We start from the raw sequence: 23955 nt of genomic DNA, 5'->3' as shown, positions 1-23955 counted from the left end.
GCGGGCCGGGGCTCAGACGCGCTTCTGGTCGCCGCTCGCAGATCGGGACGCGACGAGACCGGCGAACACCGGTGGTGGAGCCATCGACGTGCGGGTCATGCTCACCACCTCCTCGCTTCTCGGGTACCGCCTCGGACCTCCAGCGTCGCCGGGAACGGCACGCGCGGCAGTGCGCACCACCGGCGAAGAAAGGGCGCAATGATTGCCGGTGGCCGGAACCCGGATTCGCCCACCCCCCGTGGCTATGGTTGACACATGGAGGTCGCGAGCCCATCTCGAACGTCCACCGCGTCGCCGTAGCGCCGGCCGGTTCCGGCGGCACCTCGGCGGCCGTGCCCGAAGGAGGTCCCCGTGATCATCGAACGTACGACCCTCCCCGGCATCGGGGTCCGGCACACGCTGGTCACCGAGGAGGGCCGTCGCATCGGGGTGATCGACTACCAGGTGGGCGGCCGCCGAGACGTCGTCCACGACGACCCGGACGACCCGGACCGCATGGTCACGTTCACCCTCACCCGCGACGAGGCGTCGGCCCTGGCCAACCTGCTCGGTTTCCCGGAGCTGGTGGCCGTACCGGCCTGAGCCGCCGGTCACACCGGGGGCAGCCCTACGTCGGCGTCGGCCCTACGCCGGCAGGGGACGGCGCGGCCAGTCCAGCGCCCGCGCGCCGAGCACGGCGGCGTGCAGCGTGAACCGGTCCCGCGCGTCAGCGGGGTCGTATCCGCTCAGCGCCCGGATCCGGGCCAGCCGGTAGGTGACGGTGCGCACCGACACGTGCAGCCGGCGGGCCGCCTCGGTGGCGACCTCGCCGCAGGTGAAGTACTCGTTGAGCGTGTCCAGCAGCGGCTCGGCGCCGCCACGTGCCTGGGCCAGCGGCGTCAGCACCGCCCGTACCAGATCGACCATGGCGGGCTGGTCGCGCAGCAGCACCCGGTAGATCAGCAGGTCGTGCGCGTCGATCACGGACGCCTCGCTGTGCAGCCGCCGCGCCGTGGTGAGCGCCTCCCGGGCCTCCTCGTACGAGCGGGCGATGCCGTAGACGCCGGGGTGCGGGCGGCCCACCGCGATCTGCCACGGCCGGCCCCGCACCAGCCGGTCCAGCTCACCGTGCATGAGCGCGCCCAGGTGGCCGGTCGCGCCGGCGTCGCGGCCCCGGTCGGCGGCCACCGGGTCCGCCGGGGCGACCACCACGAGCAGCCCTTCCTTCGTGGCCACCAGCACGTCGCGGTCGCCGAGCCGGTCGAAGATGACCCGCTCCAGCGCGCTGATCGCCGCCTCCGTGTCGGGCAGTCGGCGGCCGGGCGCGGCGAGGGCGACCTGGTGCACCCGGGCCAGGTCCAGGCCGAACGGCTCGGCCCGCTCCACCAGCCCGCCCAGGTCGGAGTCGCCGCGCAGCAGGTCGTCGACGAGTTCCCGGCGCAGCGACTCCTCGCGCCGGACCAGTTCCCGGCGGGCCACCGCGTACCCCTCGGCGAGCGTGGCCACCGCGGTGTCGACCACGTGCAGGACGGCGTCGGCGGCGGCACGGACCGCCTCGCTGTCGTCGGACCGGTCCAGGTGCGGCAGCTGCCGCCAGACACGCCGCGCCGCGGACAGGTAGAGGCGTACCGCGCGGCCGGCGGAGATCCCCTGCTCGGCCGCGCGCCGGCCCAGGGCGCCGACCGCGTCGAGTTCGGCGCGGCGCGGGCGGCGGCCGGTCACCGCCGCGTCGGTCAGCAGCCGCAGGTAGTCGCCGAGCAGCTCCACCGGCACGCCGCCGGCGTCGGCGCCCGCCTCACGGGCCACCTCGGCCAGCCACTGCTCGTCCTCGCCGCCCGCGACCGCGGGCGGCCGGCGGACGCTGTCGGTCATCGTGGTCTCCCCGGACGGGGCCGGCACCGGACGCCGGCCCACCGCACCAGCCTAGGCGGCGGGTCCGGCACGGCCCGCGTCATCGTCGCGCCGGCGGTTCCGGGTCGATCACCAGCACCGCGCCGGTCCGCCGCCCGCCCCGGGGCCCGCGGGTCAGCAGCTCCGCCGTCCGCGCCGGGTCGTCGCCGGCGGCCACCTGATCGAGTACGCGCAGCCAGCGCTGCCCGTGCGCGTCGGTGAAGCCGGTGCCGGCGACGGCGATCGGGCGGCCGGTGACCGGGCCGGGCACGGCGGGCTCGCCCGGCTCCGTCGACCCGATCGCCGGTCCGGCCGGCACTCCGGCGAGTTCGGCCCGGCCGTCGGCGGCGACGACGAGATCCGGTGAGCCGCAGCGCACCGCCCGCACCGACCCGGCGCGGTCCACCTCCACGACGGTGGCGCGCAGGTGGCCCGCCGGGGCGAGATCGCGGACCACCTTCTCCAGCGCGTCGACCAGGTGCGGCAGTGCGCCTCGCGGCGCGGCGGCGGACCGGTGGAACGCCTGCTCGATCGCGCGGCGCCCGGCGGGCGTGTCCAGCGCGGCGCCGGTGACCGTGCCGAGCAGGACGCGCAGGCCACCGCCGCGGACCGGGACGGCGGCGCCGATCTCCCCGGCCGTGCCGCAGATCGCCAGCGCGGCGCTTCCCGGGCCGGCGGCGACGGTGAACACCGCGACGTCCGGTGGCCCGGCGGCGCGCGCCACGGTCGCGGTGCGCGTCCGGCGGCGGGCCCAGGCCAGGACCGGCACCGCGGCCAGGCTGGCCGCGGAGGCGAGCAGGGCCTGCGGATCGCTGCGGTGGCCGGGGATCACCGGTACGACGACCGACAGCACCACCAGCACGCCCGCCCATGCCGACACCAGCGCCGCGACCCGGGGGCGGGCCGAGACACCGAGCAGGCCCGGCAACAGCACCCAGCCCAGCGGCGTGCTGACCTCGGCGAGGCCCATCAGCATCGCGTTTCCGGTGGTGCCCGCCAGGGCGGCTCGCATCGGCAGCACGTCGGCCACCCTATCGGGGGACCGGCCGGGAGCCGATCGGTGTACCGGGCAGACCAAATCTCACTCCTTACCCGAAACACAGCGGAGCTGACACGACACGTTCGCGTGATTCTCTCGACATACCGTCCCGCGGCCTCGCCGGTTAGGGTTGACGTACCGCAGGTCGATCTTGAGGAGTGTGTGTGCTGGTTCTGGTGGCGGTCCATGCGTTCGCAGCCGTGACCGCCCCCGTGCTGGTACGCCTCCTGGGTAGACGTGCGCTCTACCTGCTGGCCGCCGTCCCGGCGGCGGCGCTGGTCTGGGCGCTGACCCGGACCGAGACGGTCCGCTCGGGCCGGCCGGTGGTGGAGACGGTCACCTGGGTGCCGCAGCTCGGGCTGGACCTCGCACTGCGGATGGGCACGCTGTCCTGGCTGCTGGTGCTGCTCGTCGGCGGCGTCGGCGCCCTCGTGCTGGTCTACAGCGCGCGCTACTTCGACTCCGACGATCCCAGCCTCGGCCGCTTCGCCGCGGTGTTCGTCGCGTTCGCCGGCGCGATGCTCGGCCTGGTGGTCTCCGACGACCTGCTGCTGCTCTACGTGTTCTGGGAACTGACCACGGTCTTCTCGTACCTGCTGATCGGCAGCGATCCCACCAAGCGGGACAGCCGGCGGGCCGCGATGCAGGCGCTGCTGGTGACCACGCTGGGCGGCCTGGCGATGCTCGCCGGATTCGTGATGCTGGGCCAGCACGCCGGCTCGTACCGATGGTCGGAGATCGCCGGAAATCTGCCCGAGGGCGGCTACCTCACCGTCGCGCTGGTGCTCGTCCTGCTCGGCGTGACCAGCAAGTCGGCGATCTTCCCCTTCAGCTTCTGGCTGCCGCGGGCCATGGCCGCGCCCACACCGGTCAGCGCCTACCTGCACGCCGCCGCCATGGTCAAAGCGGGCGTGTTCCTGGCCGCGCTGATGGGCCCGGCCGTCGGCCAGGCCACCGTGTGGCGCGCCATTCTGGTCGGCGGCGGCCTGATCACCCTGTTCCTCGGCGGCTGGACGGCGCTGCGTCAGGTCGACCTCAAGCTGCTGCTGGCGTACGGCACTGTCAGCCAGCTCGGCCTGCTCATGGTGATCCTCGGCGCGGGCACCCGCGACACCGCCCTGGCCGGCGCCGCGATGCTGCTGGCGCACGCCCTGTTCAAAGCCACACTGTTCCTCGTCGTCGGCGTCGTCGACCACGTCACCGGCACCCGCGACCTGCGCGAGCTCAGCGGCCTGGGCCGGCGCGCGCCCGTGCTGGCGGCCGTCGCCGGGCTCGCCGCCGCGTCCATGGCGGGCCTGCCGCCGCTGATCGGCTTCGTGGCCAAGGAGGCCGCGCTCGAGGCGTTCCTGCACGGCGGCACCGTCGAACTGGTGGTGCTCGCCGGCGTGGTGGCCGGCTCGGCGCTGACCGTCGCGTACACCGCGCGGTTCCTGTGGGGCGCCTTCGCCGCCAAGCCCGGCGTGGCGGAGACCCGGCCGCACCGGATCGAGCCGGCGTTCATCGGCCCCCCGGCGGTGCTCGCCCTGGCCGGCCTCGCGGTCGGCGTCCTCGCCCCGGCGGTGGACCGGGTGCTGGCGCCGTACGCCGACCAGTTCCCGACCGCCGACCCCGGCTACCACCTGGCGCTCTGGCACGGCCTGACCCCGGCGCTGGGCCTGTCGGCGCTGGCGGTGGCCTCCGGGCTCGGGCTGTTCCTGCTGCTGCACCGCCGCCGTCCCTACCTGCCACGGCTGCCCTTCGACGGCGCCTCCGGGTACGACCGGCTGGCCGGCGCCGTCGACCGCGCGGCGGTGGAGCTCACCGGCGCCACCCAGCGCGGCTCCCTGCCGTTCTACCTCGGCGTGATCCTGCTGGTGCTGGTGATCATGCCGGGCGGCGCGCTGCTGGCCGGCGCGCCCTGGGCGCAGCGGTTCCAGATGTGGGACACGCCGTTGCAGGCCGTCGCGGGCGCGGTGGTCGTCGTCGCCGCGCTGGTGGCCGCCCGCGCCCGCCGCCGGCTCACCGCGATGATCCTGGTCGGGGTGACCGGCTACGGCACGGCGCTGCTGTTCATCCTGCACGGCGCGCCGGACCTGGCCCTCACCCAGTTCCTGGTGGAGACCGTCACGATCGTGATGTTCGTGCTGGTGCTGCGCCGCCTGCCGCGCCGGTTCTCGGCCCGCCCGATCCGCGCCACCCGGCGGTTCCGGGTCGCGCTCGGCGTGGCCGTCGGCCTGGTCACCGCCGGCATGGCGTACGTGGCGGCGGGCAGCCGGACGGCCGTCCCGATCTCGGTCGGCTTCCCGGACGAGGCGGTGTCCTACGGCGGCGGCAAGAACGTGGTCAACGTGACGCTCGTCGACATCCGTGCCTGGGACACGATGGGCGAGATCGCGGTGCTGGTGGTGGCCGCCACCGGCGTGGCCAGCCTGATCTTCCGCCGCACCCGCGCGCTGGACCTGCGCAGCGGCATCCCCGGCGCCGGCCGGCAGCAGTCGTCGCGCCCGCGCTGGCTCACCACCGGCGCGACCTCCCGGCAGCAGTCGGTGATCCTCCAGGTCGTCACCCGGCTGCTCTTCCACGCCATCCTGCTGTTCGCCATCTACCTGCTCTTCTCCGGCCACAACGCGCCGGGTGGCGGGTTCGCCGCCGGGCTGGTCGCCGGCCTCGGCCTCGCGGTGCGATACCTGGCGGGCGGGCGTACCGAACTCAACGGCGCCGCGCCGGTGGACGCCGGCCTGGTGCTCGGCGCGGGACTGTTCGTCGCGGTCGGCACCGGCGTCGTCGCGATGCTGCTGGGCGGCGAGTTCCTGCAGAGCGCGACGCTCGACTTCCACCTGCCGCTGCTGGGCCACGTCCACTTCGTCACGTCGGTGTTCTTCGACGTCGGCGTGTTCCTCATCGTGGTCGGCCTGGTGCTGGACATCCTGCGCAGCCTGGGCGCCGAGATGGACCGCCAGGAGGAGGACGACGAGCAGGAGAACGAACCGGCCGGCGTACGGGAAGAGGAGCTGGTGTGAGCCCGAACATCCCCAACCTGGTCTACATCCTGGTGATCGGCGTCCTGTTCGCCACCGGGGTCACGCTGCTGCTGGAACGCAGCCTCACCCGCGTCCTGATGGGGGTCATCCTGCTCGGCAACGGCGCGAATCTGCTGCTGCTCACCGGCGGCCGGGCCGGCGGCCCGCCGATCGTCGGCACCTCCGCCGAGGAGGACATGTCCGACCCGCTGCCCCAGGCGATGGTGCTGACCGCGATCGTCATCACGCTCGGCATGACCGCCTTCCTGCTCGCTCTGGCCTACCGGAGCTGGCACCTCAACGGCCACGACGAGGTGCAGGACGACGTCGAGGACCGCCGCATCATGGAGCTGGCCGACCGGGACGAGGGGCCCGGCACCGCCGACGCCGACGTCGCCGACGGCAGTCCCGAGGCCCGGGTCCTGGCCACCGCCGAGGCGGAGGGGGGCCGATGACCTGGCTCGTTCCGCTGCCGGTGGTGATGCCACTGCTCGGCGCCGCCCTCACCCTGCTGCTCGCCCGGCGGGCCCGCATCCAGCGGTGGGTCAGCATCGTGGTGCTCGCCGCCACCGTCGCGGTCGCCGCGATGCTGCTGGTCCGCTCGTCGCTGGACGGCCCGCTGGTCGTGGAGGTGGGCGGCTGGGTCGCGCCGATGGGCATCGTGCTCGTCGCCGACCAGCTCGCCGCGCTGATGCTCGTGGTGTCCGCCTCGGTCACCCTGTGCGTGCTCGTCTACTCCATCGGGCAGGGCATGGCCGACGGCAACGAGGAGACGCCGCTGTCGGTCTACCACCCGACCTACCTCGTGCTGACCGCCGGCGTGTGCAACGCGTTCCTCTCCGGCGACCTGTTCAATCTCTACGTCGGCTTCGAGATCCTGCTGGTGGCGAGCTACGTGCTGCTGACGCTGGGCAGCACGGAGACGCGGATCCGGGCCGGCACCACGTACGTCGTGGTCAGCCTGCTGTCGTCGCTGATCTTCCTGGTCGCGATCGGCCTGGTCTACTCCGCCACCGGCACGCTGAACCTGGCGCAGCTCGCCGACCGGCTGGACGCGCTGCCCGACGACATCCGCCTGGTGCTCCAGGGCATGCTGCTGCTCGCGTTCGGGATCAAGGCGGCGGTGTTCCCGCTGTCGGCGTGGCTGCCGGACAGCTACCCGACCGCGCCCGCACCGGTCACCGCCGTCTTCGCCGGCCTGCTCACCAAGGTCGGCGTGTACGCGATCATCCGTACCGAGACGCTGCTGTTCCCCGGCGGCCGCACCGCCGACCTGCTCATGGTGATAGCGGCGCTGACCATGGTGGTGGGCATCCTCGGCGCGGTGGCCCAGTCGGACATCAAACGGCTGCTGTCGTTCACGCTGGTCAGTCACATCGGCTACATGCTGTTCGGGGTCGGCCTGACCACCCCGCTCGGCCTGTCCGCGGCGATCTTCTACGTGGTGCACCACATCACCATCCAGACCACGCTGTTCCTCGCCGCCGGCCTGGTCGAACGCCGTGGGGGCAGCACCGCGCTGGACCGCCTCGGCGGGCTGGCCCGGCTGTCGCCGCTCCTGGCGCTGCTGTTCTTCATACCCGCCCTCAACCTGGCCGGCATTCCACCGTTCTCCGGGTTCCTCGGCAAGCTCGGTCTCGTGCAGGCCGGCGTGGACGACGGCGGGTTCCTGGCCTGGGCGCTCGTCGCCGGTGGGCTGCTGACCAGCCTGCTCACCCTCTACGCCATCGCCCGGGTGTGGAACCTGGCGTTCTGGCGGGCCCCGCACCCGGACATGCCGGGGCCGGACGACGCCGACCGGGCGTCCCGGACCGAGGGCGCGGAGCAGCCGCACGAGGGCGCCTCCCTGGCCGGTGCCGTGCTGCCGCGACTGATGACCGTGCCGACCGCCGCGCTGGTGGTGCTCGGTCTGGCGCTGACGGTGGTGGCCGGGCCACTGTTCGACATCAGCACCGACGCCGCCGACGACCTGTTGCGCCGTGCCCCGTACGTGGAGGCCGTGTTCCCGGAGGGACCGCCGTGACCAGTCAGCCGAAAGCGCCGCTGACCGACCGTGACCGCTGGCGCAACCGGGCCATCGCCGTGACCGGCCTGGTCACCGTCTGGGTGCTGCTGTGGGGCACCTTCAGCTGGGCGAACGTGATGAGCGGCCTGGTCGTCGCCGCGGTGCTGCTTGTGGTGTTCCCGCTGCCACCGGTGACGTTCGCCGGCCGGATCCGGCCGGTGCCGCTGCTGCGGTTCCTGGCCCGCTTCCTGCGGGACCTGGTCGTGGCGTCCGCGCAGATCGCGTGGCTGGCCGTGCGGTCCAACCACCCGCAGTCGGCGATCATCGGGGTGCCGTTGCGGGTGAACACCGACCTCAACCTGACTCTCAACGCCGAGGCCCTGTCGCTGGTGCCGGGCAGTCTGATCGTGGAGGCCGACCGGAGCACGGGCACGCTCTACGTGCACGTCATCGGCATCCGCAGCCTCGACGAGGTGGAGCGCTTCCGCCAGGGCGTGCTGGAGCTGGAGCAGCGCATCGTGGCCGCCGTCGGCTCGCCCGAGGAGCTGGAGCTGGTCCGTCGATCCGCACCCACCGGCCCGTCCGGGTCGGTCGACCTGGAAGGAGCACCGACGTGACAGTCGTCGCCGTGATCGTCACCGTGTTGCTCGTCGCGGCCGGTGGGCTCACCCTGGTCCGCATCATCCGCGGCCCGTCGATCCTCGACCGGGCCGTCGCCACCGACGTGCTGCTCGCCGTGGCGGTCGCGGCCATCGCGACCGAGGCGGCCTACAGCCGGGACGCCACCGCGCTGCCGGTGCTCGTGGTCCTCGCCCTGGTCGGATTCATCGGCTCGGTGAGCGTCGCCCGCTTCGCCGCGCGGAGGAACCCGAAATGAGCCTCGACATGGTCCTGGACACCGTCGCCGGTGTCTGCCTGATCGCGGGCGCGCTGCTCTGCCTCGCCGCCGGCATCGCGCTGGTCCGCTTCCCGGACGTGCTGTCGCGGATGCACGCCGCGGCCAAGCCGCAGGTGCTCGGGCTGCTGCTGGTGCTGCTCGGCTGCGCGTTGCGGCTGCGTACCGGGGTGGACATCACCACGCTGGTCCTGGTGGGTCTGTTCCAGCTCGCCACCGCCCCGGTGGCGGCGCACATGGTCGGCCGGACCGCGTACCCGCACGACGACATCCGGCGGGACCTGCTGATCACCGACGAGCTGGCCGACCACATCGACCGGATCCGCGCGGACCGGGCCGGTGAGCCGAAGGAGTCGTCGCCGGTCCACACGTCCTGACGATCGCGAGCGCCGGAGCAGGGGGAGCCCATGAGCGACACGGTCTACGAGAACGCCCGCGTCCACACCCTCGACCCGGCCCGCCCGTACGCCGAGGCGATGCTGGTCCGCGGCGAGCGGATCGTCGCCGTCGGTGACCTCGCCGAGTGCCGGGACCGGGCCGGCAGCGGCGCCCGCCGGGTCGACCTCGGCGCGATGGCCGTGCTGCCCGGCCTGATCGACAGTCACATCCACGCCGCGTCCTACGTGCGCGGGCTCGACCAGGTGGACCTGCGCGGCACGGCGAGCCTCGACGAGGCGTTGACCCGGATCGCGCGGCACGCCGCCACGCTGCCGCCGGACGCCTGGCTGTTCGGCGGCGGGTGGGACAGCAACAAATGGGCCCGGCCGGTGCAGCCGACCCGTACCGACCTGGACCGGGTCTGCCCGGACCGGCCGGCGGCGCTGCCCAGCATCGACGGCCACACCATCTGGGTGAACACCGCCGCCCTGGCTCGCCTGGGCATCGACGCCGCCACCCCCGACCCGCCCGGCGGGCAGATCGCGCGGGACGAACACGGCGAGCCGACCGGCATCCTGCGCGAGGCGGCGGCCGACGCGGCGTACGCGGTGGTGCGCTCCCCGCACGCCGGTGACCTGGTGGCCCAGCTGCGCGCGCACCTGCCCCGGCTGCTCGCCGCCGGCCTGACCAGCATCCACGACCTCGACGGGCAGGACGCCCGCGCCGCCTACGAGACGCTGTACGCCCGGGGCGAGCTGCCGCTGCGGGTGCACAAGACGATCCCCGCCACGGCCCTGGACGAGGCGATCGACGCCGGCTGGGCCACCGGGGACGGGGACCGCTGGCTGAGCACCGGCCCGGTGAAGATCTTCACCGACGGCGCGCTCGGCTCACACACCTGCCTGATGACCGAGCCGTACGACGGCGAGCCCGGCAACCACGGCATCGCTGTCACCCCGGCGGAGGAGTTCGAGCGGCTGGTGGCGACCGCCGCCGGGGCCGGGATCGCGGTGGCCGCGCACGCCATCGGCGACGCGGCGAACCGGATGGTGCTGCGGGCGTACGCGCGCCGGCGCGAGTCGGCGGAGCCCGGCGCGGTGGCGCGGCTGCGGCACCGGATCGAGCACACCCAGCACCTGCTGCCGGACGACGTGCCGCTGCTCGCCCGCAACGGCGTGATCGCCTCGATGCAGCCCACCCACTGCACCAGCGACATCCCGCTGACCACCCGGATGCTCGCCGGCCGCGGGCTCGCCTCGTACGCCTGGCGCAGCCTGCTCGACGCCGGGGCCGTGGTGGCGTTCGGGTCGGACGCCCCGGTGGAGGACCCCGATCCGTTCTTCGGCATCCACGCCGCGGTGACCCGCCAGCAGCCCGACGGCACCCCGCCCGGCGGTGTCGACCCGCACGAGCGGCTCGACCTGGACACGGCGTTGCGCTGCTTCACCGAGGCGGGCGCGTACGCCTCCTACGAGGAGCACCTGAAGGGCCGGCTGCGCCCCGGCATGCTCGCCGACTTCATCGCGCTGCCCACCGACCCGTACCGGGTCGACGCGGAGGAGCTGCGGCATCTGACCGTGGCGCTGACCGTGGTCGGTGGCGTGGTGCGCTGGCAGCGCTGACCGTGTCCCGCCCGGACGCCGCTGTCCGGGCGGGACACGGCTCTCAGGCGCCCTTGACCCAGTCGAGGCCGAACCGGGCGAAGTAGATGCCGCCGGTGTCGCCCACCTCGTACAGGTTGCCGACAGTGCCGTCGGCCAGCACTGCCATCGTCGAGTAACCGGCGGCGCCGGTCTTGACCAGCGCCCGCGCCGGCCAGGTCGCACCGTCGTCCGTGGACAGCCGGACGGTGAGGTCGTTACGCGTGGTCGGGTGCGCGTTGTTGCTGAACAGCGCGGTGCGGGTGCGTACCGGCGCCCGGTTCGCGCCGACCTCGGCGGGCCGCAGGTAGGACATCTCGTCGGCGTTGCAGAGCGGGTCGGTCAGCACGGTGCTCGCCGTCGCCGGGCCGAACGTGGCGGCGCCGTCGGTGGACGTGGCGGAGAAGCGGCTGCGGGTCGAGTTGTGCCGCATGTTCTGCACCACCGCGCCGGTGCCGCGCTCGATCGCCTTGCTCTCGTTGATGTTCCCGCCGGCGGATCCGCCGCGCCGCCACGTCGCGCCGTGGTCGTCGCTGTAGATGTTCGCGGCGTGGCTGGTGCCGGCGGAGTCCCGGTAGGCGATCGGCTGGATCAGGCGGCCGGTGCTGGTCTGGATGCCGTGGCCGGAGGAGAAGAACACCTGCCGCCAGGTGGGGTCCTTGACGGCCGGGTTCAGCTCCACCGGGGCGCTCCAGGTGGCGCCGTCGTCCCGGCTGGTGATGTAGCGCAGGTGCATGCTGTTCGGGTCGTCGGCGGTGTTCAGGCCGGAGCCGCCGGACCAGAAGCTGATGCCGGGCCGGGGGGAGTAGGTGAAGAAGCAGTAGACGACGCCGGTGGCGCGGTCCACGAGCAGGCTGGGGTCGCCGACGCCCTCGCTGGTGGTGGGCGGGGCGTGGATGACGCGCGGCTGCTCGAAGGTGCGCCCGCCGTCGGTGCTGCGGATCATCACGATCTGGATGTTGTTGGTGCCGCCGCCGAGGTCGTACGAGCCGTTGACCCGGGCGTCGGCCACGGCGATGACGGTGCCGCTGTTGGTGACGGCCAGGCCGGGGATGCGGACCGAGGCGACGGTGCCGTCGTAGCGGCCGTTCGTGCCGTTGAGGCCGCGGATCACGGTCTGCGTGGTCAGCAGCGTGGTGGTGGCGAGCTGCGGGTTGCCGGCACCCAGGTCGCAGGAGGTGGTGCCGCGCAGCGTGGTGTCGAAGCCCGGCGCGGTGACCCGCAGCGTGTACGGGACGCCGGCGCCGACGGTCCAGTAGTGCAGGAAGTTGCCGCCGGCGGCGATCGTGCGGGTCCACGGTGAACCGGTGCGTCCGGGCCAGGTGACGGTGAAGTCCCGGGCCGTCGTGGTGCGGTTCTCCAGCGCGAGCTGGAGGCGGCCGTTCGTGCAGTCGAAGCCGGCCAGCGCGGACATGCCGGTGCCGCAGTGGAAGATGCCGCTGGTGGTCTCGTCCAGGCCGGTCGGGGTCGTGGTGCGCAGCGTGTACGGCGTGCCGGGGGACAGCGTCCAGTACAGCTCGGCGTTGCCACCGGCGGCGACCGTGCGGGTCCACGGCGACCCGGAGCGACCCGGCCAGGTGACGGTGTAGGTCTGCGTCGTGGTGCTGCGGTTGTCGAGGTCGAGCAGCAGCCGGCCGGCGGTGCAGTCGGCGCCGACGGTGGCGGTCACGCCGGCGGGGGCGGCGGCCTGGGCGGCGGTGGCGGGCAGGACGGAGAGCAGGGTGAGGGCGGCCGCCGCGAGGACGGTTGCGCGGCGCGGTATGGCGCGGCGAGCGGACACGTGGTTCCTTCCGGGGACGGGGGAGGGGGAATCGGACGCCTATCTGACGTCAGATGTCCGATGTCTGCACGCTAGGCGGGTTCACCCTTGCCCGTCAAGGATCGGTTCCCGTCGACGTCCCGTCCGGTTCGTGAGCGCTCGGCCCTGGTGTGGCGGCCGATCGGCGTACGGGACCTTCGATCAGGTTCGAACGACAGGTCCCGGCGTACGGCGGATCAGGGCTGCGCGGCGCGGGCGATGCTCGCCCGGATCGGCGCGTAGTGCTCGGCGATGGCCGAGCGCAGCGCCGCCGCGTCGCCCGCCGTGAGGGCGGAGACGATCGCCTGGTGCCGCTGGGCGGTGATGACCCGGTCCTCCGGCTCGGTGCGCAGGGTGGGCGCGACGATCGCCTGCACCTGCCAGAACGCCTCGGTCAGCTGGACCAGCAGGTCGTTGCCGAGGGGTTCCATCAGCTTCAGGTGGAAGGCCCGGTCGACGTCGAGGAAGTCCTCGCCCCGGGCGGCCCGGCTGTGCATCTCGTCGGCGAGGGCGGACAGCTCGGACCGGTGCCGCTCGTCCAGCGCCTCGATGACGGTGGCGGCCAGGCCCTGTTCCAGCGTCTGCCGGATGTCGACGACCTGGGCCAGGACGTGGTGGTCGTCCTCGCCGCTGAGCAGGCCGCGGAACGTCAGGCTCTCCACCAGGGCGTTGAGGGACATGCGGCCGACGAACGTGCCGTGGCCGTGGCGCACCTCGACGATGTCGAGCGCGGAGAGGATCTTGACGGCCTCGCGGACGCTGGAGCGGCTGGCGCCGACGGCCTCGCACAGCTCGGTCTCGGTGGGCAGGAGGTTTCCCGGCTTGAGGCGGTTGCGCAGGATGTACTCCTTGATCCTGGTGGCGACCTCCTGCCGGCGAGGGCTGGGCCGCTCGGCGCCGCGTAGCGGACTGGCGTCAATGGTCGTCATCTGGCCCTTGCCCTTCGTTCCCGAATCTGTCACTCTCACCCTACCGGCATCAGACGTCAGACGTCATACACCTTATGCTTCGCATCCCCGAGCGCGAGCGGTCACGCGAGCGCATGAAGAGCCTATGGAGGCAGCTACGTGAGCACCACCGGTAAGCCGTCCGGGAGTCGGCGCGCCCTGCGAGGCCGCGTCCGCTCCCTGGCCGTCGCCTCCCTCGCGGGCGGCCTCGCGGTCGCGCTGGCCGCCTGCAGCGGTGGCCCCGCCTCGACGAACGCCGTGGGTAACGGGAAGGGGGGCACGTCGATCGAGGCCACGCTGGCGTTCACGCTCTCCAGTGGTTTCGATCCCAGCAACGCCTCCTCGGCCGTGGCGACCGCGGTCAACCAGCACGTCTTCGAGGGCCTCGTCGACCTCGACCCGATCACGCGGGAACCCTACAACGCCCTGGCCAAGAGCGACCCGACCCCCGGGGCCGACGGCCGGACCTACACCGTGACGCTGCGCGACGGGGCGAAGTTCTCCGACGGCACCCCGGTCACCGCCGAGGACGTGGCGTGGTCCTTCACCCGGGTGCTCAAGCCCGCGGACCCGAAGGCGCCGCCGCTGATGCAGGGCTTCGTGTCGTTCCTCGACACCGTCACCGCCAAGGACGCCACCACCGTCGAGTTCACGCTGAAGTACCCGTTCGCCCTGTTCAGCGAGCGCATCTCGGTGATCAAGGTCGTCCCCAAGGCCAAGACCGGTGACGCGGCCGCGGCCAAGGCGTTCGACACCGCCCCGATCGGGTCCGGCCCGTTCAAGGTGGACAGCGCGTCCAAGGAATCCGGCATCAAGCTGAGCAAGAACGCGAACTACAACGGCCCGCGCGCCGCCAAGGTCGAGACGATGACGTGGAACACCACCACCGAGGCGTCGGCCCGCGTGTCGGACCTGCAGGGCGGCCGGGTGCAGGCCATCGAGGCCGTGCCGTACCTGAACGTCGACTCGCTCAAGGACAAGTACACGATCGACGTGAAGCAGGCCTTCAACCAGGTCTTCCTCATGTTCAACAACGCCGCCGCGCCGTTCAGCGACAAGCGGGTGCGCCAGGCCCTGCACTACGCCATCGACAAGGAGGCGGTCATCAAGACCGCGCTCAACGGCTACGGCAGCCCGGCGACCAGCTACCTCGACGAGGGCAACAAGGCGTACCAGAAGGCCGCCACGGTCTACGACTACAACCCGGACAAGGCCAAGGCCCTGCTCCAGGAGGCCGGCGTCACCAACCTGTCGTTCCGGCTCGACACCACCGACAGCTCGGTGGTCAAGGACGTCGCCCCGCTGGTCATCGAGCAGTGGAAGAAGATCGGCGTCACCGCCACGCTCAACACCGTGCCGTCCTCGGCCATCTACGGCGACATCGTTCCCAAGGACACCTTCCGGGTGCTCATGGCCACCGGTGACCCGAGCGTCTTCGGCGTCGACACCGACCTGCTGATGCGCTGGTACTACTTCGGCGAGACCTGGCCGGGCCAGCGTTACCGCTGGAGCGACGCCGACCGCAAGGCAATGGGCGACCTGCTGGACAAGGCCGCGCAGACCTCCGACGAGGCGGCCCGCAAGGAGCTGTGGAAGCAGGCCCTGGACATGGCGGCGGACCAGGTGCCGCTGTACCCGATCCTGCACACCAAGGTCGTCACCGCGTACGACCCGGCCAAGGTGGACGGCTTCTCCGGCGCCTCCACCACCGGCCTGTACTTCCTGGGCACCGGCCGGACCGGCTGAGCCCACGCGCGGGGTTCCGGCCCCGCAGACGTCCCGCCCGGCCCACGTGACCCGTGCGGCCGGGCGGGCGTCCCGGCGCCCCCGCCACGAGAAAGAGAATCCATGCTGACCGTCCTGAACCTGGTCGCACGACGATTCCTGACGCTGATCCCCCTGGTGCTGGGCATCACGCTCTTCGTCTTCGTGATCATGCAGTTCTCCCCGATCGACCCGGCGTTGTCCGTCCTCGGTGACCAGGCCACGCCGGCGCAGGTCGAGGCGTTCCGCGCCGCCAACGGCCTGAACGACCCGCTGCCGCTGCGCTACCTGCACTTCCTCGGCGACCTCGTCCGCGGCGACCTCGGCATGACGTTCCCGCCGTCGGTACCGGTCGCCGAGAAGATCGCCATGGCGCTGCCGCTGACCATCCAGCTCACCGCGCTCGGCGTCGTCGGCGCGCTCGTCATCGCGCTGGCGCTCGGCATCCCGGCCGCCCTGTACCGGGACCGCTGGCCCGACCAGGTCATCCGGATCGTCTCCATGGCCGGCATCGCCACGCCCTCGTTCTGGCTGGCCCTGCTGTTCATCCAGGAGTTCTCGGTCCGCCGCCCGATCTTCCCGACCGGCGGCTACGTCAACCCCGCCGACTCGGTCGGCCTGTGGTTGCAGTCGCTGGCCATGCCCGCGCTGGCGCTGGCCGTACCGGTCGGCTGCTCGCTGGCCCGCATCGTCCGGACGTCCATGGTCGAGGAACTCGACAAGGACTACGTCCGCACCGCGATCGGCGCCGGCCTGCCGCCGCGCGTGGTGATCGGCCGCAACGTGCTGCGCAACGCCCTGGTCAATCCGCTCACCGCGCTGGGCCTGCGGATCGGCTACCTCATCGGCGGCACCGTCGTCATCGAGGCCATCTTCTCGCTGCCCGGCATGGGCACCCAGATCATGAGCGCGGTCCAGCAGAACGACACCGCGCTGGCCCAGGGCACCGTGCTGACCATCGCGCTCTGCTTCGTGCTGGTGAACCTGGTCGTCGACATCCTCTACCTCTTCGCCAACCCCCGACTGCGCGGAGGCCACTGATGCGCCGGTCCCTCACCACGCGGCTGTCCCGCCCCGGCATGGCCTTCGCCCGTCTCGGTCTCGCGGCCCGGTTCGCGCTCGGCTTCGTCGCGCTCATCGTCGTGGTCGGCGTGCTCGCCCCGCTGCTGCTGCGCCACGACCCCACCCAGACCGGGCTCGGTCCGGCGCTGACCGGCCCGAACGGCGACTTCTGGTTCGGCCTGGACAAGCTCGGCCGCGACGTGTTCTCCCGGCTGGTCGCCGGCACCCGGCGCTCCCTGATCGTCGGCTTCGGCGCGGCCGGCATCGCGCTGGTGCTCGGCGCGATCCTCGGCGCGATCGCCGGCAGCAGCCGCACCGTCGTCGACGAGATCATCATGCGCTGCCTCGACGTGGTCATGGCCTTCCCCACGATCGTGCTCTCCGCGCTGCTGATCATCTCGTTCGGCAAGAACAGCCTGCTGGTCCTCGTCATCGCGATCGGCTTCGTGTTCACCCCGTCGGTCGCGCGCATCGTCCGCGCCAACGTGCTGTCCCAGTACGGCGAGGACTACGTGGCCGCCGAGCGGATCATCGGCGCCCGGCGACCGCACATCCTCTGGCGGCACGTCCTGCGCAACTGCGCCGCACCGATCCTCGTCTTCGTCACCGTCATGGTCGCCGACGCGATCGTGTTCGAGGCGTCCCTGTCCTTCATCGGCGGCGGCCTCGCCCCGCAGGAGGCGGCCTCCTCGTGGGGCTCGGTGATCGCGTTCGGCAAGGAGATGGTGCAGATCGGCGGCTGGTGGGCCACGTTCTTCCCCGGCCTGCTGATCCTGCTCACCGTGCTGGCGCTCAACGTGCTCTCCGAGGGCATGTCCGACGCCTGGGCCGCCCCGGCGGCGCGCCGCGCCACGTCTACCACCAGCGGTGACGCGCTGGAGCAGGCGAAGCCCGGCACCGGTGAGGTGGTCGAGCTCCCCGGCCTGGCCGAGGCGGCACGGCGGCTGCGTGAGCGCGCCCGCCCGCTGCCGCAGGGCAAGCCGGTCCTTCGGGTCAGCGACCTGTCGATCGGTTTCGAGGGCCGTCACCGCGGCGTGGACATCGTCGACGGGCTCTCCTTCGACGTCCGCCCCGGCGAGGTCGTCGGCCTGGTGGGGGAGTCCGGCTCCGGCAAGTCGCTGAGCGTCCTGGCCGTGATGGGCCTGCTGCCGCAGGGCGCCCGGGTACGTGGCGAGATCCGCTTCCAGGACACGAACCTGCTGAAGCTGAACGCCAAGGGCCGCCGTGCCCTGATGGGGCGCGAGATCGCCATGGTCTACCAGGACGCGCTGTCGGCGCTGAACCCGGCGCTGCGCGTCGGCGCCCAGCTCGCCCAGATGATCCGCCGCGGCGGCACCCGCTCGGCCGAGGAACTCATGCGGCTGGTCGGGCTGGACCCGCAGCGCACGCTCGCCGCGTACCCGCACGAGCTGTCCGGCGGGCAGCGGCAGCGCGTGGTGATCGCCATGGCGCTGTCCCGCGACCCGAAGCTGATCATCGCGGACGAGCCGACCACCGCGCTCGACGTCACCGTGCAGGCCCAGGTGATGAAGCTGCTGCTGGACCTGCGCGAGCGGCTCGGCTTCGCCCTCATCCTGGTCAGCCACGACCTCGCCCTGGTCAGCGACGTCTGCGACCGGGTCGTGGTGATGTACGGCGGGCAGATCGTGGAGACCGGCGTGACCGCCGACGTGATGGAGGCGCCCGCCCACCACTACGCCCGCGGGCTGCTCGGTTCCGTCCTGTCCCTGGAGACCGGCGCGGAACGGCTCACCCAGATCCGCGGTGTGGTGCCGTCACCCGCCGACTTCCCGAAGGGCTGCCGGTTCTCCGACCGCTGTCCGATGGCGACCGAGATCTGCCGGGACACCGCGCCCGCCCTGGAGGGCACGGACGGCCACGGGTACGCCTGCCACCACCCCGCCGTCACCGTCAGCGAGAAGGAGCCGGCCCGATGAGCGCCACCGCCGAGCACCGGCCGATCGCCGAGCTGAGCGACGTGCACGTGGTGCACGCCGCGCGCGGCGGCGGCATGTTCAGCCGGGAGAAGGTCTACGCGCTCACCGGCGCCGACCTGGTGATCCGGGCCGGTGAGACGGTCGGCATCGTGGGCGAGTCCGGCTGCGGCAAGTCCACGCTCGCCAAGGTTCTCGTCGGCCTGCAGCGGCCGACCGCCGGCACGGTGTCGTTCGCCGGCAAGGACGTGTGGTCGATGAGCGCCGCCGAGCGGCGCGAGCACATCGGCGCGGGCGTCGGCATGATCTTCCAGGACCCGGCCACCTCGCTGAACCGCCGGATGCCGGTACGCGACATCCTGCGTGACCCGCTGGACGTGCACCGCCGGGGCACCCGGCAGCAGCGCGAGCAGCGGGTGTCCGAGCTGATGTCGCTGGTGGGCCTGCCCCGCTCGGTCGCCGACGTGCTGCCCAGCCAGCTCTCCGGCGGCCAGCGCCAGCGGGTGTCCATCGCCCGTGCGCTGGCCCTGGAACCGGGTCTGGTCATCGCCGACGAGCCGACAAGCGCGCTGGACGTGTCGGTCCGGGCCCAGATCCTCAACCTGCTGCTGGACCTCAAGGACCGGCTCGGCCTGGCCATGGTGCTGGTGTCGCACGACATCCAGACCGTCAAGCGGGTCAGCGACCGGGTCGTCACCATGTACCTGGGCCGCATCGTCGAGCAGACGCCCGCCGACCTGCTGCCCGAGGGCGGCCGGCACCCGTACACCCGGGCGTTGTTCTCGGCCACGCCGGGCCTGCTGTCACCGATCGAGCCCATTCCGCTGGTCGGCCCGGTCCCGTCGGCGACCCGGCCGCCGAGCGGCTGCCCGTTCCGGACCCGCTGCTGGGCCGCCACCGACGGCTGCGCCGTGGACATGCCGGCGCCGCGCCCCGCCGAGGGCGAGGGCCACGAGTTCCGGTGCCACCACCCGGTTCCCGCCGGCACCGCGAACACCGAACTGGTCGCGCTCGCCACCCCGGCGACCGGCCGCACCACAACTGAGTCTGTCGAGGAGAACCTGTGACCACCCCAGCCCCGCGGTTCGCCGGAGTCGTGCCGCCGGCCGTGACCCCCCTGACCGATGAGGGCGAGGTCGACGTCCACTCGCTGGAACGGCTGGTCGAGTGGCTGCTCGACGCCGGCGTCGACGGCATCTTCGCCCTCGGCAGCTCCGGCGAGACGGTCTTCCTCACCGACCGGCAGCGGGACCTGGCCCTGGAGACCATCGTGAAGACCGCCGGCGGCGCCGTGCCGGTCATCGCCGGATGCATCGAACCGACCACCCGCCGGGTCGTGGAGCGGGCCGAGGCGTCCACCCGGCTGGGTGCGGACGGCCTGGTCGTCACCGCGCCGTTCTACGCCATCGTCGGCCCGCACGAGATCGAGCGGCACTTCCGCGCGGTCGCCGCGGCGGTCGAGCTTCCGCTGCTGGCGTACGACATCCCGGTCTGCGTGCACAGCAAGCTCTCCGTCGACCTGCTGACCCGGCTCGCCGCCGACGGTGTGCTGGCGGGTGTCAAGGACTCCAGCGGCGACGACGTCGCCTTCCGCCAGCTGGCGCTGGCCGTCGCCGAGCACGCGCCGGAGCGCGACTTCAGCCTGCTCACCGGGCACGAGGTGGTGGTCGACGCGATGATGCTCGCGGGTGGCTCCGGCTCGGTGCCGGGACTGGGCAACGTGGACCCGGCCGGGTACGTGCGGCTGCACCGCGCCTGCGTGGCCGGTGACTGGGGCGCCGCCCGCCGGGAGCAGGACCGCCTGACCCGGCTGTTCCGCATCGTCGACGCGGCCGACCCGGCCACCTCGGCGGGCGCCACCCGGGGCGTCGGCGCGTTCAAGACCGCGCTGTCCCTGCTCGGCGTCATCGCCGGCAACGCGGTGTCGCTGCCGCTGCGGCCGCTCGACGCCGCCGAGACGGGCCGCGTGCGTACCCAGCTGGAACTGGCCGGGCTGCTCTGACCATGCCCGAGGTGAGCACGACCGGTCTGGTCGCCGCGCTCGACATCGGCGGCACCAAGACCACCGCCGCCCTGGTCACCGCCGCCGGCGAGGTCGTCGGCCGGCGTACCGCGCCGACACCGGGTCGCTCCGGGGCCGCCGCGGTGCTCGACACCGCCGCCGGCCTGGTGGAGACGCTGCGGACGGGCGCGCCGGCTGTCGTACGGGCGCTCGGTGTGGGTAGCGCCGGAGTGATCGACAGCGGCTCCGGCCTGGTGCTGTCCGCCACCGACGTGCTGACCGGGTGGACCGGCACGGACCTGCGCGGCGACCTGAGCCGGCGTCTGGGCGTGCCGGTCACCGTGGTCAACGACGTGCACGCCCACGCGCTGGGCGAGGCGCGTCACGGCGTCGCGGCCGGGTACGACACCGTGCTCTACGTCGCCGTCGGCACCGGCGTCGGCGCGTCGTTCGTCCTCGGGGACACGGTGCTCGCCGGGGCGCACAGCGCGGCCGGGCACGCCGGGCACCAGCCGTCCCCTTACGCCGGAACGCTGCCCTGCACCTGCGGCGGGCGCGGCCACCTGGAGGCGATCGCCGCCGGGCCCGCGCTCACCGCCGAGTACGTCCGGCGTACCGGCCGGCCGGTGGCCGACCTGCGGGCCGTCGCCGCGCTCGCCGCGGACGGCGACGAGACGGCACGCGAGGTCGTCCGGCTCGGCGGCGCGGCCGTCGGCTCCGCCGTCGGCGGCCTGGTCAACGTGCTCGACCCCGCCGCCGTGGTGATCGGCGGCGGCGTCACCGGCCTCGGTGAGCCGTGGTGGCGGGCGCTGCGCGACGCGGTGCCCGCCGAGACGCTGCCCGCCCTGGCCGGCGTGCCCGTGCTCGCCTCCACCCTCGGCCCCGACGCGCCGCTGCTCGGTGCCGCCTCGCTCGCCTGGAAGGTCTCATGAACGCGCTCGTCGACCAGCTCCGTGACCGCCTGGTCGTCTCCTGCCAGGCGTACCCGGGTGAGCCCATGCGCGACCCGGACACCATGCGCCGGGTCGCGCTCGCCACCGCACGCGGCGGCGCCGCCGGCATCCGCGCCCAGGGGTCGGCGGACATCGCGGCCATCCGCGCGGCGGTGGACCTGCCGCTGATCGGGCTCTGGAAGGACGGCGACGACGACGTCTTCATCACCCCCACGCTGGAGCACGCGCTCGCGGTCGCCGACGCCGGGGCGCACGTCGTCGCGCTCGACGGCACGTCCCGGCCCCGGCCCGACGGCCGTACGCTCGCCGACACGATCGCCGCCGTGCACGAGCGCACCGGCGCGCTGGTGATGGCGGACTGCTCCACGCTGGACGAGGGCGTCGCCGCCGCCGCTGCGGGCGCCGACCTGGTCGGCACCACGCTGGCCGGCTACACCGCGTACACCACGAAGGGCGACGGGCCGGACCTGGACCTGGTCGCCCGGCTCGCCGACGCGGTCGACGTCCCGGTGGTCGCCGAGGGACGCATCCACACCCCGGAGCAGGCCGCGCAGGCGCTGCGGGCGGGCGCGTGGACGGTGGTGGTCGGCACCGCCATCACCCACCCGACCACCATCACCGGCTGGTTCGCCTCCGCCGTACGGGAGGCCGCGTCGTGCCGCTGACCGACCTCGACCTGGCCGGCTGCCTCGCGTACCGGCCGGAGCTGGACGTGCCGGCGGACCTGGACGGATTCTGGGCGCGCACGCTCGACGGCGGCGGCGACCCGGAGGCGGCGCTCTACGAGCCGGTCGACACCGGGCTGACCCAGATCCGGACGTACGCCGCCACGATCCCCGGTTTCGGCGGCGAGCCGGTACGCGGATGGATGCACCTGCCCGCCGGGGCCGACGGGCCGCTGCCCTGCGTGGTCGAGTACCTCGGCTACGGCCGGGGCCGCGGCCTGCCGCACGAGAAGCTGTTCTGGGCCGCGGCCGGCTTCGCGCACCTGATCATGGACAGCCGGGGTCAGGGCTGGAGCGCCGCCACCGGCGGCACGCCCGACCCGCACCCCTACCCGGCCGGCACCGTGCCCGGCTTCCTCACCCGTGGCGTCGACGACCCGGCCGAGCACTACTATCGGCGGCTGATCACCGACGCGGTCCGGTTCGCCGAGGCCGCCCGGCGGCACCCGGCCGTCGACCCCGCCCGGGTGGCGGTGACCGGCTTCAGCCAGGGCGGCGGCCTCGCCCTCGCCGCCGCAGCGCTGTGCCCGGACGTGGTCGCGGTCATGCCGGACGTGCCGTTCCTGTGCGACATCCGCCGGGGCGTGCGCGTCGCCGGCCCGGACAGCCCGTACGCCGAGGTCGTGGAATATCTCGCGCTGCACCGCGACCGCGCCGACCGGGTGTTCGGCACCCTGTCCTATCTGGACGCCGCAGTGCTCGCACCGCGCGCCACCGCGCCCGCGCTGTTCTCGATCGCGCTGCGCGACCAGGTCTGCCCGCCGTCCACCTGCTTCGCCGCCTACCACCGCTACGGCGGCGACAAGGACGTGCGGGTGTACGAGTTCAACGACCACGAGGGCGGCGAGGCGGAACACCAGCGCGAACAGCTCACCTGGCTACGCGGGATCCTGGGCGGCTAGCGGGCGCGCTCCACCACGTAGTCGGTCAGCTCCAGCAGGAACCGGCCGTCCTCGGTGTCGGCGGCGGCGCCCAGCGCCCGCTCACCCTCGCGCCGGGCCGCCAGCGCGAGATCCCGGGCGCTGCGCCGCGCCGACTCCACACAGTCGTACGCGAGCAGCCGCCCGTGCAGCCAGCGCACCTCGGCGTCGGTGCGCTCCGCGCGGGTACGGCTCAGCAACCGCACGAGCCGCTCGCGTTCCTCCGGCGTGCACCGCCGCATGAAGTCGATCAGGATCAGCGTGCGCTTGCCCTCCCACAGGTCACCGGCGATCTCCTTGCCGTACCGGGCGTAGTCGCCGGTGAGATTCAGCGCGTCGTCCTGGATCTGGAACGCCGCACCCAGATACCAGCCGTAGCGGTCGAGCACGTCGACCGCGTTCTCCCGGCCGGTCGCCACGAGAACGCCGGTACGGCACGGGTAGATGCACGTGTACCAGGACGTCTTCTTCAGGCACATCCGGTAGTAGTCGTCGGCGTCCAGGTCGCACACGTTGTCGCGGATCCAGCCGATCTCGATGGCCTGCCCCTCCAGCGAGTGGCGCATCATCAGCTCGGTCTCGGTGAACAGCCGCCAGGCGATCCCGGAGCCGAGCGCCGCCCGGTTCGCGGCCAGCCGCCGCAACGCCAGCAGGTTCGTCATGTTGCCGACGTTCAGCGCCACGCCCACGCCGTACTCGGCGTGCAGGGTCCGCCCGCCGCGCCGCTGCTCGCTCTCGTCCTGGATGTCGTCGTGGATGAGGAAGGCGTTGTGGAACAGCTCCACCGTCACGGCGGCGTTGAGGCCCACCGCGTCGCCGCCGCCGAACGCCCGGCACGTGGCCAGGCACAGCGCGGCGCGCAGCCCTTTGCCCCAGCGCCGGGGGTACTCCGCGACCAGGTCGTAGAGGTATCGCGGGCCGCCGTCGGGCACGTCGTCGAGCAGCGCGCCGAGGGCGAGCCCGCGATAGCGCTCCAGCATCCGTTCCACGTGCCCGCCGGCCACCCCGGCGGTCGGCGCCATCGC

The 23955-nt window shown here is 73.3% G+C and carries 21 protein-coding genes; 16 read left to right on the top strand and 5 right to left on the bottom strand.

What is annotated here, in order from left to right:
- Positions 1–351: 351 nt before the first annotated feature.
- Positions 352–582, top strand: coding sequence for a potassium transporter TrkA (locus tag O7607_RS29550; protein ID WP_269706732.1), 231 nt, complete (start codon positions 352–354; stop codon positions 580–582).
- Between the two features lie 42 nt (positions 583–624).
- Here O7607_RS29550 and O7607_RS29545 read toward each other — a convergent pair whose 3' ends face one another.
- The gene (locus O7607_RS29545) at positions 625–1851 is read right to left on the bottom strand and encodes a PucR family transcriptional regulator (RefSeq protein ID WP_269706731.1); all 1227 of its coding nucleotides are present in this window, start codon (positions 1849–1851) and stop codon (positions 625–627) included.
- A gap of 79 nt (positions 1852–1930) precedes the next feature.
- Positions 1931–2881: a hypothetical protein gene (locus tag O7607_RS29540; RefSeq protein WP_269707111.1), complete on the bottom strand. Its 951-nt coding sequence runs from the start codon at positions 2879–2881 to the stop codon at positions 1931–1933.
- A gap of 191 nt (positions 2882–3072) precedes the next feature.
- Between O7607_RS29540 and O7607_RS29535 the strand changes: the two genes are divergently transcribed.
- Genes O7607_RS29535 through O7607_RS29505 form a run of 7 tightly spaced genes read left to right on the top strand, consistent with a single transcriptional unit; the run spans position 3073 to position 10807 of the window.
- Positions 3073–5907 carry a Na+/H+ antiporter subunit A gene (locus tag O7607_RS29535; protein WP_269706730.1) on the top strand — a complete coding sequence of 945 codons (2835 nt, stop codon included), beginning with the start codon at positions 3073–3075 and terminating at the stop codon, positions 5905–5907.
- The gene (locus tag O7607_RS29530; RefSeq protein ID WP_269706729.1) at positions 5904–6362 is read left to right on the top strand and encodes a Na(+)/H(+) antiporter subunit C; all 459 of its coding nucleotides are present in this window, start codon (positions 5904–5906) and stop codon (positions 6360–6362) included. Before O7607_RS29535 ends, O7607_RS29530 begins: the two co-directional genes overlap by 4 nt.
- Positions 6359–7930: a Na+/H+ antiporter subunit D gene (locus tag O7607_RS29525; protein WP_269706728.1), complete on the top strand. Its 1572-nt coding sequence runs from the start codon at positions 6359–6361 to the stop codon at positions 7928–7930. Before O7607_RS29530 ends, O7607_RS29525 begins: the two co-directional genes overlap by 4 nt.
- On the top strand, positions 7927–8529 hold the full coding sequence (locus tag O7607_RS29520; protein WP_269706727.1) for a Na+/H+ antiporter subunit E: 603 nt from the start codon (positions 7927–7929) through the stop codon (positions 8527–8529). The genes O7607_RS29525 and O7607_RS29520 overlap by 4 nt, the downstream gene beginning before the upstream one ends.
- Positions 8526–8789 (top strand): monovalent cation/H+ antiporter complex subunit F, encoded by a 264-nt coding sequence (locus tag O7607_RS29515; RefSeq protein ID WP_269706726.1) that lies wholly within the window; start codon positions 8526–8528, stop codon positions 8787–8789. The genes O7607_RS29520 and O7607_RS29515 overlap by 4 nt, the downstream gene beginning before the upstream one ends.
- Positions 8786–9184, top strand: a complete 399-nt coding sequence (mnhG, locus tag O7607_RS29510; RefSeq protein ID WP_269706725.1) for a monovalent cation/H(+) antiporter subunit G — start codon at positions 8786–8788, stop codon at positions 9182–9184. Before O7607_RS29515 ends, mnhG begins: the two co-directional genes overlap by 4 nt.
- Before the next feature lie 30 nt (positions 9185–9214).
- Positions 9215–10807, top strand: coding sequence for an amidohydrolase (locus O7607_RS29505; protein WP_269706723.1), 1593 nt, complete (start codon positions 9215–9217; stop codon positions 10805–10807).
- Between the two features lie 43 nt (positions 10808–10850).
- Here the strand turns inward: O7607_RS29505 and O7607_RS29500 are convergent, their stop codons facing one another.
- Both O7607_RS29500 and O7607_RS29495 read right to left on the bottom strand, forming a co-directional pair.
- Positions 10851–12605 (bottom strand): exo-alpha-sialidase, encoded by a 1755-nt coding sequence (locus O7607_RS29500; protein WP_269706722.1) that lies wholly within the window; start codon positions 12603–12605, stop codon positions 10851–10853.
- 215 nt (positions 12606–12820) lie between these two features.
- A complete protein-coding gene (locus tag O7607_RS29495) occupies positions 12821–13552 on the bottom strand; it encodes a FadR/GntR family transcriptional regulator (protein ID WP_269706721.1) in 732 nt (243 codons plus the stop codon).
- Between the two features lie 138 nt (positions 13553–13690).
- Here O7607_RS29495 and O7607_RS29490 point away from each other — a divergent pair, with 138 nt between their 5' ends.
- From O7607_RS29490 to O7607_RS29455, 8 genes are all read left to right on the top strand, one after another.
- The gene (locus O7607_RS29490; RefSeq protein ID WP_269706720.1) at positions 13691–15316 is read left to right on the top strand and encodes an ABC transporter substrate-binding protein; all 1626 of its coding nucleotides are present in this window, start codon (positions 13691–13693) and stop codon (positions 15314–15316) included.
- A gap of 102 nt (positions 15317–15418) precedes the next feature.
- Positions 15419–16375 carry an ABC transporter permease gene (locus tag O7607_RS29485; protein ID WP_013285836.1) on the top strand — a complete coding sequence of 319 codons (957 nt, stop codon included), beginning with the start codon at positions 15419–15421 and terminating at the stop codon, positions 16373–16375.
- Positions 16375–18333, top strand: coding sequence for a dipeptide/oligopeptide/nickel ABC transporter permease/ATP-binding protein (locus O7607_RS29480; RefSeq protein WP_269706719.1), 1959 nt, complete (start codon positions 16375–16377; stop codon positions 18331–18333). Before O7607_RS29485 ends, O7607_RS29480 begins: the two co-directional genes overlap by 1 nt.
- Complete coding sequence (locus tag O7607_RS29475; protein ID WP_269706718.1) at positions 18330–19397, top strand: oligopeptide/dipeptide ABC transporter ATP-binding protein; 1068 nt, start codon at positions 18330–18332, stop codon at positions 19395–19397. The genes O7607_RS29480 and O7607_RS29475 overlap by 4 nt, the downstream gene beginning before the upstream one ends.
- On the top strand, positions 19394–20332 hold the full coding sequence (locus O7607_RS29470) for a dihydrodipicolinate synthase family protein (RefSeq protein WP_269706717.1): 939 nt from the start codon (positions 19394–19396) through the stop codon (positions 20330–20332). Before O7607_RS29475 ends, O7607_RS29470 begins: the two co-directional genes overlap by 4 nt.
- A gap of 2 nt (positions 20333–20334) precedes the next feature.
- Complete coding sequence (locus O7607_RS29465; RefSeq protein ID WP_269706716.1) at positions 20335–21264, top strand: ROK family protein; 930 nt, start codon at positions 20335–20337, stop codon at positions 21262–21264.
- The gene (locus tag O7607_RS29460; protein ID WP_269706715.1) at positions 21261–21950 is read left to right on the top strand and encodes an N-acetylmannosamine-6-phosphate 2-epimerase; all 690 of its coding nucleotides are present in this window, start codon (positions 21261–21263) and stop codon (positions 21948–21950) included. Before O7607_RS29465 ends, O7607_RS29460 begins: the two co-directional genes overlap by 4 nt.
- Positions 21941–22912 (top strand): acetylxylan esterase, encoded by a 972-nt coding sequence (locus O7607_RS29455; RefSeq protein WP_269706714.1) that lies wholly within the window; start codon positions 21941–21943, stop codon positions 22910–22912. The genes O7607_RS29460 and O7607_RS29455 overlap by 10 nt, the downstream gene beginning before the upstream one ends.
- Here O7607_RS29455 and O7607_RS29450 read toward each other — a convergent pair.
- A complete protein-coding gene (locus O7607_RS29450; protein ID WP_269706713.1) occupies positions 22909–23952 on the bottom strand; it encodes a polyprenyl synthetase family protein in 1044 nt (347 codons plus the stop codon). The genes O7607_RS29455 and O7607_RS29450 overlap by 4 nt on opposite strands.
- Positions 23953–23955 lie beyond the last annotated feature (3 nt).

The organism is Micromonospora sp. WMMA1949 (genome assembly GCF_027460145.1).
Taxonomy (GTDB): Bacteria; Actinomycetota; Actinomycetes; order Mycobacteriales; family Micromonosporaceae; genus Micromonospora.
Note: the sequence above shows the minus strand (reverse complement) of the source record. Positions and strands in the feature narration are given on the sequence as shown.

Excerpts from the sequence above, each read along its gene's own strand:
- O7607_RS29525 (WP_269706728.1), top strand. The coding sequence starts at position 6,359 with ATGACCTGGCTCGTTCCGCTGCCGGTGGTGATGCCACTGCTCGGCGCC.
- O7607_RS29505 (WP_269706723.1), top strand. The coding sequence starts at position 9,215 with ATGAGCGACACGGTCTACGAGAACGCCCGCGTCCACACCCTCGACCCG.
- O7607_RS29450 (WP_269706713.1), bottom strand. The coding sequence starts at position 23,952 with ATGGCGCCGACCGCCGGGGTGGCCGGCGGGCACGTGGAACGGATGCTG.
- O7607_RS29545 (WP_269706731.1), bottom strand. The coding sequence starts at position 1,851 with ATGACCGACAGCGTCCGCCGGCCGCCCGCGGTCGCGGGCGGCGAGGAC.
- O7607_RS29460 (WP_269706715.1), top strand. The coding sequence starts at position 21,261 with ATGAACGCGCTCGTCGACCAGCTCCGTGACCGCCTGGTCGTCTCCTGC.
- O7607_RS29495 (WP_269706721.1), bottom strand. The coding sequence starts at position 13,552 with ATGACGACCATTGACGCCAGTCCGCTACGCGGCGCCGAGCGGCCCAGC.
- O7607_RS29475 (WP_269706718.1), top strand. The coding sequence starts at position 18,330 with ATGAGCGCCACCGCCGAGCACCGGCCGATCGCCGAGCTGAGCGACGTG.
- O7607_RS29480 (WP_269706719.1), top strand. The coding sequence starts at position 16,375 with ATGCGCCGGTCCCTCACCACGCGGCTGTCCCGCCCCGGCATGGCCTTC.
- mnhG (WP_269706725.1), top strand. The coding sequence starts at position 8,786 with ATGAGCCTCGACATGGTCCTGGACACCGTCGCCGGTGTCTGCCTGATC.
- O7607_RS29485 (WP_013285836.1), top strand. The coding sequence starts at position 15,419 with ATGCTGACCGTCCTGAACCTGGTCGCACGACGATTCCTGACGCTGATC.
- O7607_RS29540 (WP_269707111.1), bottom strand. The coding sequence starts at position 2,881 with ATGCGAGCCGCCCTGGCGGGCACCACCGGAAACGCGATGCTGATGGGC.
- O7607_RS29465 (WP_269706716.1), top strand. The coding sequence starts at position 20,335 with ATGCCCGAGGTGAGCACGACCGGTCTGGTCGCCGCGCTCGACATCGGC.